Here is a 13466-nt window from a genome sequence, read left to right on the forward strand (position 1 = left end):
ATGCTTATGACAGAGTCGCCTGCATCCGCATCGAGCGCCACAGGTCCGTCCCCCGGGACGCAGGACGGCGAGCGCGGGGCGACGCGGGCGCGCCGTGGGGGGCTGCTCGCCGCGGGGGCGCTCGCCGCGCTCGCCGCAGGCGCCTGCGGCGGCAACGTGGTGGTCGACGGGTTCGAGCCGACCGACGGCACCGGCGGCTCCGGCGCGACCACGAGCTCCGCCACGCCAGGCTCCTCGGGCGTCGGTCAAGACGGCAATATCGGCGAAGGCGGCGCGCCGCCGATTCCGCCCCTCGTGAAGAATGATTTCCCCGACGTCACCGCCGGAAAGAGCATCCCGGTGCACGTCCCGCCCGGCACGCTCGGCATCACGGCCGTCGCTCAGCTCGTGACCTCGACGCCGAGCTGGGATCCGGTCGGGATCGAGACCATCACCGGCCCCGACGGAAGAACGTTGGTGACGAACTACTCGATTCCCGGCACCCTGGCCCACTTCTTCAATCATGGCATTGGCACGGCCGCCGTACCGCAGACTGGCACAGCGGCCTCCGTGCCACTCGTGCCAGGCACGTACTGGATCACGGTCGGCGGCGGCGACTCCGGCATGCTGGCGGGGCCGGCGCGCCTCTCGGTGTGGCGCCGCCAGACGCTCGACGGGCGCTTTCACGGCGGGAAGATCGACGTCAACGCCTTCATCGCCGGAAACGCGGTCTCCGAGGAGTACATGCAGCGCGCGCTGCGCTCTGCGTACCGCGGGTTCGTGGGGCTCGACCTGGGCGATGTCACCGTCCATCACCTCGGGTCGGAGTGGGCGGTCATCGACGAGGAGCTCCTCCCCAGCGTGCTCGAGCAGACGGCGGGCGCCGCCGGCAGGCCGGCGCTCAACGTGATCGCGGTGGCAGACTTCACCGGGCGGCTCGCGGGCGCGGCCGGCGCGACGCCCTCCGCGCCCTCCGTCGCGGTGGAGCACGGGACGCACCTGAGCGGCATCGTCGTCGCGCTCTTCGGGGACCTCGAGGCCGACGCGGTCATCCTGCGCCACGAGCTCGGCCATTTCGCCGGGCTGTTCCACACCACCGAGATGGAGGCCGGCTACGCGGATCCGCTGGACGACACCGCGGAGTGCGAGGACATGAGCCTGTCGTACGAGCGCTGCCCCGATTACAACAACGTCATGTTTCCGACGGGGGGCGACTTCTCGAGCACGATGACGTCGCAGCAGGCGAGGATCGTGCAGGCGAGCGCGTTTTACCGGGGCGTCGTCGAGGACGGCGGCGGTGCGGCGTCTCCGCTGCCGGCCGATCCGGGTGCGTCGGCGAGCGAGGCGCCGGTGGCGCCGCCGGCCCCGGGCGGGTCTGCCCGGGCCGGCGCGCCCGACCGCCGCGCCTGGGCGGCCGCGCTCCCGCCGCGCGCCGCGACCCTGCTCGAGGGGCATTTCTGCGGCCACAGCGCGGCCCGGGGCACGGGCTTCTTCGGGTGGCTCCGCGCGGCCGGCGGCGCCGACGCCGAGCGGCTGCTCGCGGTCGGCCGCGATCCAGGGGCGCCGGCGCACGCCAGGGCGCGCGCCCTCGCCGCGGCCGGCCGCGCCGCCGCGGCGTCTGCGCCCGCGGCGCGCGTGGCCGCGGAGCTGCAGGCCCTCGCCGAAGATCCGCGCCTGCCGAGGCGCGCGCGGCTCGGGGCCATCCAGGGGGTCGCCTCGGCCTCGCCCGACGCGGCCCGCGCGCTTCCGGCGCGGCTGGCCGCCGATCCCGACGAGGTGGTCGAGCGGATGGCCGCCCGCGCGGCGCGGTGAGCTCCGGTCACGCGCTTCGGCGGGGGGCCTCCGACGAGCGCGGGATGGCCGCCCGCGTGGCGCGGTGAGCTCCGGTCACACGCGCTCAACGAAGGGCACCCGACGAGCGCGAGATCGCGGAGCAGCTCACCGCGTGGCCGAGGTGAGCTGCCCATAGAGCGCAGCGTACTCGCCCATGATCGTCCGGGTCGCGTAACGGCGCTCGGCGCGCCGGCGCGCGGCCGCGCCGAGCTGCGCCCTGAGCGAGGGGTCGTCGCGCAGGGCGCGAAGCGCATCCCGCAGCGCCGCCTCGTCCCTCGGGGGCACCGCGAGGGCCGCGCGTCCGTCTTCGCCCTCGATGACCTCGGGCACGGCGCCGACCGGCGTGACGACGCAGGGCAGGCCGCTCGCCATGGCCTCGAGCACCACGTTGGGCAGCCCCTCGGCGTGGCTCGGGAAACAGGCGATGTCCGCGCTGCGGTAGGCCGCGGGCATCGCGGCCGCCGGCACCTCGCCCAGCAGGTCCAGGCGGCCCTGCCGCGCGAGCGCCCCGAGCGCCTCGTCCAGGCGACGGGCGTACTCCGCAGGGCACCCGGCGGCCCGGGGCCCCGCGAGCGCGAGGGTCACCCCCTCGACCGCCAGCGTCGCCCGCGCGAGATCGAGGACCCCCTTGTGCGGGGTGATCAGGCCCGCGAAGAGCACCCGCAGCGGCGCCCCGGACGCGCGCGGCGCGCGCGGCGCGGCGGCGGGGTGGAAGACCTCGGTGTCGACCGGGTTCGGGACATAGACGACGCGGCCGCCCGGAACCAGGCCCTGCACGTACTCCTGCAGCTCCTCGGCGAGCGCGACGACGGCGGCGGCGCGGCCGAGCACCGCGCGCACCGCCTGCAAGGTGGGCCACGGAAGGGCGCGCAGCCAGTCGATGATCTGCGTCGAGAAGTGCAGGTGGAGCACCGCCGGCACGCCCGCGCGGCGGCACAGCTCCACCGCGAGGCCGTCGCGGGCGGTCGCCCAGAACAGCGTGGTGCACAGGTGAACGACGTCCGGCCGCCGCCGCGCGAGCAGCCGGTGGAGCTCGGACAGCGCTTCGCCGGCGCGGACCACGCGCGCCGGGCGAAACCTGCTCTTCGCGTCGATGGCGGCGCTGTGGGGCGAAGTGTCGATGACCTCCGCCTCGAGCCCCGCCGCCGGCGCCGCGTCGAGATAGGTTCGCATCCACCGCGTGAGCCCGCCGGCGGGCGGCGGGAGGGGGCCCCAGAGCGCGACACGCATGGGCTAGAAGCGCGCCTCGGCGACGATCTGTTCCCAGTGCTCGCGGAACCACGCCACGGTGATCGCGAGCCCCTCGTGCAGGTCCATCCGCGCCTCGAAGCCGAGGACGCGCCGGGCCTTCTCGGTGGACGCTCCGCGACGGCGCTGCGTGTCCCACGCGCGCCGCTCGACGAACCGGATGCCGGCGCGGTTGTCCGTCATCTCGTTGATGGCGCGCGCGAGGTCGAGGATGACGGTCTCGTTGCCGGACGCCAGGTTGAGCGCCTCGCCCGAGGCGCCCGCCGTGGTGCCAGCCCGGAGCAGCCCATCGACGATGTCGCCCACGTACGTGAACGAGCGGGTCTCTTCTCCCGTGCCGGTGATCGGCAGAGGCTCGCGCCGAAGCGCCCAGTAGACGAAGTTGGGGATCACGTTGCGGTAGCGGCCAGGGACCTCGCCCGGACCGTACGAGTTGAAGAGGCGGACCCGAACGGTGCTGAGCCCTTCCTGTCCGGTGAAGTAATTGCAATAGAGCTCGCCGAGCAGCTTGGTGGCCTGGTAAGGCGTATGCACGTCCAGCGAGGTGTAGTCCTCCGGGACGGGCCGCGGCGGATCGCTGCCATAGGCGGCGCAGCCGGACGAAGCGAAGACGACGCGCTGGACCCCGCGCCGCCGCGCGTGGCGCAGCACCCGCAGCGTGCCGAGGCCGTTGACCTCGAGATCCCTCTCCGGGTTGTCCACCGAGTTCTGGTTCGCGAACAGCGCGGCGAGGTGGAAGACGTGGGAGGTCTCGTCCCGGAAGACCTCCGCGAGCAGGTCGTCGTCGACGACGCTCCCCTCCACGAAGCGCACGCTGCCCCGCGCCGGAACGGACCAGCGGTACGAGGAGGAGAGATCGTCCACGACGATCACCTCCGCGCCCGCGTCGGCCAGGGCCGCAGTGAGGGAGCTGCCGATCGCGCCCGCGCCCCCGGTGACGACGACCCGCCTGCCCTTGTAATTCTGCCGGATGGTCGCCATCTCTTCTGTGATTTCGCGCATGGAATCCTCCTCTCCGCAACGCGCCGGCGCGCTGCGTCCTCCCGTTCTCCAGCTGCGCGCCGGCGCGTTCGTGCGCCGGCGCATTCACGCGCTGGCGCACGAACGCGCCGGCGCGTTCGTCACGCGCTCAGCTCGCCGCGCGCGCGAAGACCTCCTCGTAGCGAGTCACCAGCGCGTCGCGCGTGAACCAGCGAAGGAAATGGCGGCGGCCCGCCTCCCCCATCGCGCGCCGCGCCTCGGGCGTCATCTCGCGCAGCCGCCGCACCGCGGCCGCGAGCGCCGCCGGATCCTCGGGCTCGCAGGCGAGGCCCGCCCCGCTGTCCCGGACCAGATCCGCCGGATCCCCGCTCGCCGCGACGAGCACCGGCCGGCCCGCGGCCATGTAGGCCGGGATCTTCGAGGGAATCGTGAGCTCGAAGCACGGATCCCGCTTCAGGTGCGAGAGCAGCACGTCGGCGAGCGCGAAGAGATGAGGCATGCGCTCGTGGGGCTGCTGGCCGATGAAGACGATGTTGGACAGGGCGCGCACCTCGGCCTCGCGCCGGAGCCGGGGCGCGTCGATCCCGTCACCGACCATGACGAACCGCACGTCGTCGAGGTCCCGCAGCAGCGCCGCCGCGTCGAGCACGCTGGAGAGCGCCTGGGCGGCGCCCATGTTGCCCGCGAACAGGACCACGAACCGCCCTGTCAGCCCGTGCTCCGCGGCGAGCTGCGGATCGGGCTCCACCGGCTGATAGATGCGGTCGTCCGCCCAGTTCGGGATCAGGTGCACCTTGTCGGCCGGGACGCCTTTGCGCGTGAGCGCGCGCGCGAGGCCAGGGCTGATCACGATGAGCGACGCGGCCCTCCGATACAGGGCGCGGTTCACCCGATCGATGCCGGCGAACACGTGCGGGTTGCCGAGCATGCCTGACGCGGCCGCGGTCTCGGGCCACAGGTCCTGGACCTCGTACACCCACGGGATCCCGCGGAGCGCGGCGAGCCAGGAGGCCGCGACAGCGAGGCTCGGCGGCGGATTGTGGACCCAGGCGACGTCCGCCCGCCCTGCGAGCGCCGGGCCGAGCAGCGCGGTCGAGGCGCCGAAGCTCGCGTAATTGAGCGTCCGTCGCAGGCGCGATCGGCTGTGGTCGAGGTAGATCGGGAGCCGTATCACCCGGGTGCCGTTCACGTGCTCCACATCCCAGAGGCGCTGCCTGTATCCCGGGTAGAGGCGGCCGTGCGGGTAGCTGGGGAATGCGGTGATCGATGTCACCTCGTGCCCGCGCGCCGCCAGCGCCTCGGCGAGCAGGTGGGCCCGGGAAATGGGCTCGGGGTGATACCACTGAGATATAAGGAGTAACCTCACCGCCCCACTTCGGTGCACGGATGCCCGCCGACATTCAACCGACGAGCTCGACGCGCTCTCCTGGCGCATCCCCCGTCGGCAGCCCCGGAGCGCTCTCGCGCGATCGGAACTCCGCACGTAAGACAAGGTGTGCCAAGGTGAGACATCCGCCAGCAGCGCCTGGCGTTCGCTTTGCGGCCGCGCTGGCTCCGGCGCCGGCCATCCGTGGCCGGGCTCCTGGCGGGTAGCGCTGGCCTCCTGGCGGGTAGCGCTGGCCTCCTGGCGGGCGGCGTTAGCCGGCTTTGGACCTCGCGGCCGTGGAGATCAGGCCCGTCCCGGCGACGGCGCGCGCGAAGTCCAGGCCCGTTAGCACGCCGCGGAGCCGCCGCCCCTGCACCACGAGCACGCGCCGCGCCTGCGCCGCGTGCGCGGCGGCCGCGGCCCGGTGGAGCGGCGTCCGGACATCGAGACAGACCATGGCAGGGCTCATCACGTCCTCGACCGGCGAGTCCGAGAGCACGCCGTGCGCGAGCAGCGCCTCGGTCTGGGTGAACATCCCCACCGGCCAGCCGCCCGGGTCCACCACAACGAGCCCGCTCACCTGCGCCGTCGTGAGCCGATCGGCCGCGAGCGCGAGCGGCGCGTCGAGCGGGATCGTGTACGCGGGGGCCGACATGAGCTCGGCGATCGGCGTCGCCTCCCGCGCCTCGACGAGGGCCAAGAGGAGATCTTTCGTGCTGAAGACCCCGGTCAAGGTGTCGTCATCGCGGACGAAGACGCGGTGGATGCGGTGCTTCAGCAGCACGCTCGCCGCCTGGACGACCAGCGTCGTGCGCCCGACCGTGATGATCCCCGGGCGCAGGACGTCGCGCGCCGGGACATCGGGCAAGGTCAGCAGCATCCCGCGGCTGTTCGTCTTCGTCTCGAACCGGCCGAGCCGGAGCAGGTCGGTGCGAGACAGCACGCCGATCGCGCGCGACGCGTCCAGGATCGGTACGCAAGAGATTGCGTGTTCGCCCAACAAGCGGTGGACCTCGGGAAGCGGGGTCGTGTCGGGCGCCGTGATGACTGCGCACGTCATGTAACGCGAGACGGGTGTCGCAAAGCGCATCATGGGGAGGATTCCTCGAGACGCCGGCGCGGATCTCGGCAGGCGGCGCGTCAGCGCGCAGCGGACCGGAGCAAGAAGCGATCCGGAATGCGGAGTGCACCGACGAGCCCGGTGCCGCAGGCGCCGGGCGCTGCGCGGCGCCGCGAGCGGCTCACCGCCGGCCGCGCCGGCGCAGACGCCGCGCCTGGGCGCGCCATCTGCGCCGGGGTGTGCTGCGAGCTGGGCAGTTTCTCGGTGCCCGAGCCGAGCTCATCCACGCCGGCCGGCGATGTCCCAAAATGCATCACGTGGGGAGCCGTGCAACGCAGCCACCGGAGCACGGCCATAGCGGAATCGCAGACCTCGGACGCCCGGCCGCCGGGAGCAGCGCATTCGCGGCGCGCTCCCGGCGGCCAGGCCCCGGCGGCTCGTCTCAGGCCACCCGCGGCTCAGGCGCCGGGCGCCGAGCGGCGCCCTCACGAGGCCCCGAGCGCGATCCGCGCCGTGGCGCGGGGCCGGAGCTCGCGTTCGCCTGGCTGCGCCGGCTCCGGGGGACTACCACCTGTTGTTGCAGTTGCCGAAGCCGTAGCCAGGGCTGAAGTTGCCAGAGTTGAACGGATTGTACGAGTTGAACGGCCTCCAGCTGTTGCCGAAGCAGGGCTTGGGCGGGAAGGTCGGCCAGCTCGGGCCCCAGTTCCCGCCGCCGCAGCTTCCGCCGCCCCAGTTCCCGCCGCCCCAGCCCGGGCCCCAGTTCCCGCCGCCCCAGTTCCCGCCGCCCCAGTTCCCGCCGCCCCAGTTCCCGCCGCCCCAGTTCCCGCCGCCCAAGCCGCAGCTCCGCGGATTCAGAAAGCCGTACAGCGCCTGCGAGGTCTCCTCGACCTCAACGGCCTCGGGCTCGTCCATGTCGGCCTCGTCGGCGCCAGCCTCGCCCGCCGCGCACCCGGCGGTCAGAGCGGCCATCGCCATCGCAACATGCATCCACCTGCTCTTCATCAGCTCGACCATTTCTCCCCCTTCCACGACCCGCGACATCCGCGGGCCGTCAGGCCAGTCGGATTGCGCAGAGAGCAGCGCTCATGCCCGAGAGCCGGTGTGCACAGGCTGCCGCCCGGCGGCCCGCGCGGCGGGCGGGAGGCAGCGACAAACCGACAATCCTAAACAGCGCACGACGCGGCGGCGGAGGCCCGTTCACCCGCGCCGGATCGCTTGGGCAGATAAGGCGCTTCGGGGCGCGCGCAGCGCACAGGCGCTCGCCGCGGAAGGCGCCCTCGCGCGACGCGACGAGCCACGCAAAACACGCCTTTCACGAGCGGTGGACTTCTCGACGCAGGGCGCCTCCACGCGGCGTCTCCGACGATTCGAGGCCTCCTCACCGGCAAGGTGGGACAACGGGCGACGGCAGCACACTGACACTCACCGATCTCGGGCGATCCGCACGGCGCGCTCGGCCCATCTCCTCTGCGCCCATGTGGGCAAGGGTGCTCGGGAAGAGCGCTCCGGGCGTCTCGCGGCGCGCGCACCAGCGCAGCTGTCGAGCCGGCGCGCGGCGGGGCCGGCGCGCGCGGCGTCGGCCGGCGCGCTCAGGGGACGGCGACCCAGGTTTTCCAGGCCAGCGCGAAGTCGTCGGCGCGGATCTCGTGGCCGCGCCCGGGGTGCACCACGAGCTCGTGCTCCCAGCCGTGCTGCGTGAGCACGTCGGCGAGGTTCTCGGCGCTCGCGATCGTGGAGGCGAGCTCCTCACCGCCGACGGCGATGTTGATCGGCGGCCTCTCCTGGGAGAACAGGTGCTCCTCGATGACCATCCGGCCGGCGCCGACGAGCCCGGCGCCGTCGACGGCGACGAGGCCTTCCAGCGCAACGTAGCTCGCGAAATACCCCCCGTTGGAGAAGCCCATGACGTAACGCCGGCCGAACGTTCCCCCGAGGATCCGTGCCATCCGCGCCTCGGCGCTCATCCACTCCTGGAGCAGGGCGGGCGCCGCAGCGTCGACCGTCTCGCGGCGCGTCGGCCAGCAGAAATAGGTCTCGACGGACGGATCCCAGGTGCAGAGCCCCGGCCTTCCGCGCGGGAACACCGCGACGACCCCGAGCGCCGCGGCGACCTCCGCCGCGATCGCCTGGAGGGCCACCGGCAGCGCGTCGGGCGCCATGGCCCCGTGCAGCACATAAAGGATGGGCGCGCCGCGGGGCGCGGTCTCCGGCACGTGGAAACAGGTGTGCTCGTCCAGGCCGATCCACCCCGCCGAGCACCAGTCCGTCTCGACCGGCTCCCAGCTCAGCGCTCCACCCTCCCCGCCGCCTCCCTCGCCTCCGTCGCCGCCAGCGTCGCCCCCGCCGGAAGCGCCGTCCGCGCCGGAAGCGCCGTCCGCGCCGGAAGCGCCGCTGCTGGCCGCATCGCCGGCCGACGCGCCGCCACCCGCGGCGGCGCCGTTGGCCGCGGCGGCGCCGTCGGCCGCGGCGCCGCCGTCGGTCGAGGGCGCCCCGGCGGCCGCGCGGTCGCACGCGGCCGGCGCGAGGGCGAGCGCCGCGAGCAGCGCCGCGCGGCCCGCGAGGATCGCCCCGCTAGCCGCGCCCGCAGCCGCGGCGCCCTCGAGCGCGCCGCGGGCGGCCGCGCCACCGTCCACGCCGAGTGCGTTGCTCATGGCCCCATCACGGTGCCGTGCTGGACGCGGCGCCGCAACGCTCGCGCGGCGAGCGGCTCGCGCCCGGGATCCGTGGGACGCGCAGCGCCCCCGACTGTAAGCTCGCCCCATGCTTCGCCTCATCGCGCGCCCGGCGCGCCCATCGGATTATGACGATTTTGCCCGGCTGTTCGTGGAGCTCGGCATCGACAACCCGGTGCTTCCGCGCGAGCGCTGGGAGAGCACCTTGGCCAAAGACACCCTCTTCTTCGAGGAGGGCGGCGAGGTGGTCGCCTACGCCTATGTCCAGCCGCTGCGCGGGGTCGGCTATGTGCGGCACGTCGTCGTCGCGCCGTCCCACCGCGGCCGCGGGCTCGGCGCCGACGTCATGCGCGCCGTCGCCGCGCACCTCCGCGGCCGCGGCTGCGCGCGCTGGTGCCTCAACGTCAAGCCGGACAACACCGCCGCCGTGCGGCTCTACCGGAGCGCCGGCATGGAGCAGGTCTACACCATGACCACGTTCCAGCTCGCCTGGGACGCCGCGGCTCGCCTTCCGCGCCCTGCGCGCCCGGTCGCCGCCCGCCCGGCGGAGCCGCCCGACGACGCCGCGGTGGAGGCGGCGTTCGGCTTGCTGCCCGGCCAGGTCGCCGAGGCGCGCGGCAGGGGCGGCCTCGTGCTCCTCTGCCTCGTCGACCCCGCGGCGCCGGGCGCCGCCCCGCTGGGGTTCGCCAACTTCGACCCCTTCCTCCCCGGCGCGTTTCCCTTCCGCGTGGCCGCGCCGGAGCTCGCCGCCCCCCTGCTCGACGCCATCCGCCCCCACGCCCCGCGCGCCCTCGAGGCGCTCCTCGTCACGGTCGAGGACGACGACGCGCTCGCCGCCGCCCTCCGCGCGGTGGGCGCGACCGTGCAGCTCGTCGGCGCGCACTTTCGAGGCGAGATCCCGGACGTCGGCTGAGCCGCGAAGGCCGCTTGCCCTCGCCGCCACGCCGCAGTACCGAGCCGGCCATGACCCCACTTCCCGGCCTCCCCGGCGACTTCCTCGCGGCCGTCCAGCGCGAGTTTCCCGCGGATTTCCTCTCCACGGACGCGTCCGACCTCGCGACGTTCGGCCGCGACTGGACCAAGGTCCACGAGCCGAAGCCCTCGGCCCTCGCGCTCCCGCGCTCGACCGACGAGGTCTCGCGGCTGCTGCGCCTCTGCTCCGAGCACCGCGTCCCGGTGGTGCCCTCGGGCGGGCGCACCGGGCTCGCGGCCGGCGCCGTGGCGGCGCGGGGCGAGCTCGTCGTGTCGCTCGAGCGGATGCGCAAGATGGGGCCGGTCGACGTGCTCGGCGCGACCGTGCGCGTCGAGGCCGGCGCCGTGACCGAGGCGGTGCACCAGCACGTCGCGCCGTACGGCCTCACCTGGCCGGTCGACTTCGCCTCCAAGGGGTCGAGCCAGGTCGGCGGCAACATCGCGACGAACGCCGGCGGCGTGAAGGTCATCCGCTACGGCCTCACGCGCCAGTGGGTGCTCGGGCTCACCGTCGTGACCGCGAGCGGCGCCGTGCTCGACATGAACGGCGCGCTCGAGAAGAACAACACCGGGATCGACCTGCGCCAGCTCTTCATCGGGAGCGAGGGCACGCTCGGGATCATCACGGAGGCGACCCTCAAGCTCACGCGGGTGCCCGAGGGGCTCAACGTGTTCCTGTTCGCGGTGCCGGACCTCGCCGGCGTGCTCGCGCTGTTCCGCGAGGCGCGGATGGGGCCGTTCGTCGTGATGGCCTACGAGTTCTTCACCGAGAAGTGCCAGGCGCGCCTGCGCCGCCACCGCAACGTGCGCGTGCCGCTCTCCGCGCCGTCGGACTACTACGTGCTCATCGAGGTCGAGCGCGGCGAGCCCGAGGCGCTCGAGGCGTGGATCACCTCGCTGTTCGAGCGCGGGCTGGTCACCGACGGCACGCTCGCGCAGCACGGGGCGCAGGCCGCCGAGCTCTGGGCGCTCCGCGAGGGGATCAGCGAGAGCCTGTCGGCGACCGGGCTGCCGCACAAGAACGACGTGTCGCTCCCGATCCAGGAGCTCGAGGGCTTCTGCTCCGAGCTGGAGAGCCTGTTCGAGGCCCGCTATCCAGGGTGGGAGATCGCGCTCTTCGGCCACATCGGCGACGGCAATCTCCACATCAACGTGATGAAGCCCGACAGCCTCACGCGCGAGGAGTTCCTCCGGCGCACCCACGAGGCGGATCACGCGATCTTCACGCTCGTGAAGAAGTACCGCGGCAGCATCTCCGCCGAGCACGGCATCGGCCTGCTGAAGAAGGAGTACCTGCCCTACTCGCGCTCGGCCGAGGAGCTCGCGATCATGCGCTCGATCAAGCGGGTGCTCGATCCGCTGAACCTCATGAACCCCGGCAAGATCATCGACGTCTGAGCGCGCCGCGAGGCCCGCTCGGCCGAAGGGCCCCGGCGTGAGGGGCAGACGCGCTCCGACCCGGACACAAGCCGCCGTCTCTGGCCCTCTTCAGCTCCCCTCACCCGGCCTGCCAGAACAACCGCTCTCGTCAGCTCGGCGTCGCGCCCGGGCGCCCGCGCGGTCATACTCCCCGCCGAGACGCATGGGACTGCTCGATTGGCTCCGGCGACGGCGTGGTCTTCCGGCATCGACAGAGGCGTTGGCGCCGCGCGCCGACGGAGCGGCGCCGTGTGGAGGGGCGCCGGCGCCTCGGCCGGAATCGCCCGCGCCTCGCGCGGAATCGCCGGCGCCTCGGCCGGAATCGCCCGCGCCTCACGCGAACGGCCCTGGGACGGCGGCAGACGGCTCGACCCGCTCCGAGGCGACGGCGCCCTCCGCGCCGTCGAGGAGGCGGTCGTGGCTGCCGGCTGCTCCAGACGCCGCTCGACGAGCCCGGCCAGGTCGAGGCGCTCGCCCGCGCCCTGCGCGACGAGGCGGCCGCGCGGACCACGTACGAGGGCGTGCTCGCCCCGGCGTCGCGGCTCACGGGCCCGCCGGACACCCCCGACCTGACGCCCGTGCTCCGCTCCTGGGGTGGAGCGCGGAGCGCGTGCTGGTGTCCTTTCAGCGGCCGCCGCTCGTGCGCGTGTTCGCGCCGGACGGCCGCGAGGCGTCGCCGCCCGAGGTGGAGGGGCGGTATGGCGTGCTCATGCACGACGTGCCGTATCCGGTGATGGCGGAGCTCTACGTGGATCGGCTGCTCGATCGCGACGAGCTCCGGGCGCTCTGCGATCGTCGCCGCGGCCGGCGCGCGATCCTTGCGGCGCTCCGGAGCGGCGGCCCTTCGTGATAGAACCGCGTCCTCGCTCGACGGGAGGCGCTCGCCCCCGCGGAGCCTCGAGCGGCCTCTAGCACCGTGCCAACAACCAGCCGTTCAGCGCGCGATCGGCCCCCGCGGCCGTCCTGAAGAAAGGGGAGACGATGACCCTCGACGAATCCAAGCTATCGCACCGGTTCACCGAACGAAGCGGCGTGCGCCTTCACTACGTCGAGGCGGGCGAGGGGCCGCTGGTCGTGCTCCTCCACGGCTTTCCCGAGCTCTGGTACTCGTGGCGCCACCAGATCCCCGCGCTGGTCGAGGCGGGTTACCGCGTGATCGCGCCGGACATGCGCGGCTACAACCTCTCGGACAAGCCCCGGGGTGTCGGCGCCTACGCGATCGGCGAGCTGACCGCGGACGTGGCGGCGCTCATCGAGGCGTCGGGCGCGGAGCGCGCCGCGGCCGTGGTCGGCCACGACTGGGGCGGCGGCGTCGCCTGGACGTTCGCGATGCAGTATCCCGCGCTCCTCGAGCGGCTGGTCATCCTCAACTGTCCTCACCCCCAGAAGCTGCTCGCCGGGTTCCGCACGGCGCGGCAGCTCCGCAAGAGCTGGTACATGTTCTTCTTCCAGCTCCCGAGGGTCCCCGAGCTCGTCGCCCAGCGGAGCGATTACGCGCTGCTCCGCGAGGCGCTGAAGAACGATCCGCAGCGCCCGGGCGCGATGAGCGACGACGATCTCGCCCGCTATGTCGCGTCGTGGTCGCAGCCGGGCGCGCTCACGGCCACGATCAACTACTACCGCGCCATGTTCCGCCCGGGCAGCCTGCGCGGGATCTCCAAGCCGACCCGCGTCGACGTCCCCGTGCTGGTGATCTGGGGCGAGCACGATCGCTATCTCGGCGCCGAGCTCGCCGCGCCGGATCCGGAGCTGGTCCCGAACGCGCGAGTCGCCCGCATCCCCGACGCGAGCCACGGCGTGCTGTACGACCGGCCGGAGCGGGTCAATCAGCTCCTGCTCGAGTTCCTGGGTGAAGCCCGCGCGCCGGCGCGACGCTGAGGTCGTCGCGCGCGCCAGCGCGACGCTGAGGTCGTCGCGCGCGCGCCAGCCCGAGGAG

At 73.6% G+C, this 13466-nt stretch carries 11 protein-coding genes; 5 read left to right on the plus strand and 6 right to left on the minus strand.

Translation table 11 applies throughout. The annotated features are described in order from the left end of the window. Positions 1 to 6 precede the first annotated feature (6 nt). Positions 7 to 1791 carry a hypothetical protein gene (locus WMF20_RS24460; RefSeq protein WP_437617012.1) on the plus strand — a complete coding sequence of 595 codons (1785 nt, stop codon included), beginning with the start codon at positions 7 to 9 and terminating at the stop codon, positions 1789 to 1791. Positions 1792 to 1917: 126 nt separating this feature from the next. Here WMF20_RS24460 and WMF20_RS24465 read toward each other — a convergent pair whose 3' ends face one another. From WMF20_RS24465 to WMF20_RS24490, 6 genes are all read right to left on the minus strand, one after another. After that, positions 1918 to 3042 (minus strand): glycosyltransferase family 4 protein, encoded by a 1125-nt coding sequence (locus WMF20_RS24465; protein WP_437617013.1) that lies wholly within the window; start codon positions 3040 to 3042, stop codon positions 1918 to 1920. Positions 3043 to 3045: 3 nt separating this feature from the next. After that, on the minus strand, positions 3046 to 4062 hold the full coding sequence (locus tag WMF20_RS24470; RefSeq protein WP_437617014.1) for an NAD-dependent epimerase/dehydratase family protein: 1017 nt from the start codon (positions 4060 to 4062) through the stop codon (positions 3046 to 3048). A 127-nt stretch (positions 4063 to 4189) separates the two neighbouring features. Continuing rightward, a complete protein-coding gene (locus WMF20_RS24475; protein ID WP_437617015.1) occupies positions 4190 to 5407 on the minus strand; it encodes a glycosyltransferase family 4 protein in 1218 nt (405 codons plus the stop codon). 271 nt (positions 5408 to 5678) lie between these two features. Further along, the gene (locus tag WMF20_RS24480) at positions 5679 to 6500 is read right to left on the minus strand and encodes a CBS domain-containing protein (RefSeq protein WP_437617016.1); all 822 of its coding nucleotides are present in this window, start codon (positions 6498 to 6500) and stop codon (positions 5679 to 5681) included. Positions 6501 to 7031: 531 nt separating this feature from the next. Beyond that, the gene (locus tag WMF20_RS24485) at positions 7032 to 7442 is read right to left on the minus strand and encodes a hypothetical protein (RefSeq protein WP_437617017.1); all 411 of its coding nucleotides are present in this window, start codon (positions 7440 to 7442) and stop codon (positions 7032 to 7034) included. A gap of 614 nt (positions 7443 to 8056) precedes the next feature. Then, positions 8057 to 9118: an alpha/beta hydrolase gene (locus WMF20_RS24490; RefSeq protein ID WP_437617018.1), complete on the minus strand. Its 1062-nt coding sequence runs from the start codon at positions 9116 to 9118 to the stop codon at positions 8057 to 8059. 109 nt (positions 9119 to 9227) lie between these two features. Here WMF20_RS24490 and WMF20_RS24495 point away from each other — a divergent pair, with 109 nt between their 5' ends. From WMF20_RS24495 to WMF20_RS24510, 4 genes are all read left to right on the plus strand, one after another. Next, complete coding sequence (locus WMF20_RS24495) at positions 9228 to 10052, plus strand: N-acetyltransferase family protein (protein WP_437617019.1); 825 nt, start codon at positions 9228 to 9230, stop codon at positions 10050 to 10052. Between the two features lie 50 nt (positions 10053 to 10102). Beyond that, a complete protein-coding gene (locus WMF20_RS24500; RefSeq protein ID WP_129576670.1) occupies positions 10103 to 11509 on the plus strand; it encodes an FAD-binding oxidoreductase in 1407 nt (468 codons plus the stop codon). A gap of 631 nt (positions 11510 to 12140) precedes the next feature. Beyond that, a complete protein-coding gene (locus WMF20_RS24505) occupies positions 12141 to 12380 on the plus strand; it encodes a hypothetical protein (RefSeq protein ID WP_437617020.1) in 240 nt (79 codons plus the stop codon). Between the two features lie 131 nt (positions 12381 to 12511). Beyond that, a complete protein-coding gene (locus WMF20_RS24510) occupies positions 12512 to 13408 on the plus strand; it encodes an alpha/beta fold hydrolase (RefSeq protein ID WP_437617021.1) in 897 nt (298 codons plus the stop codon). Positions 13409 to 13466: the final 58 nt, after the last annotated feature.

It is taken from the genome of Sorangium sp. So ce834 (assembly GCF_051521425.1).
Lineage (GTDB): Bacteria > Myxococcota_A > Polyangia > Polyangiales > Polyangiaceae > Sorangium > Sorangium cellulosum_D.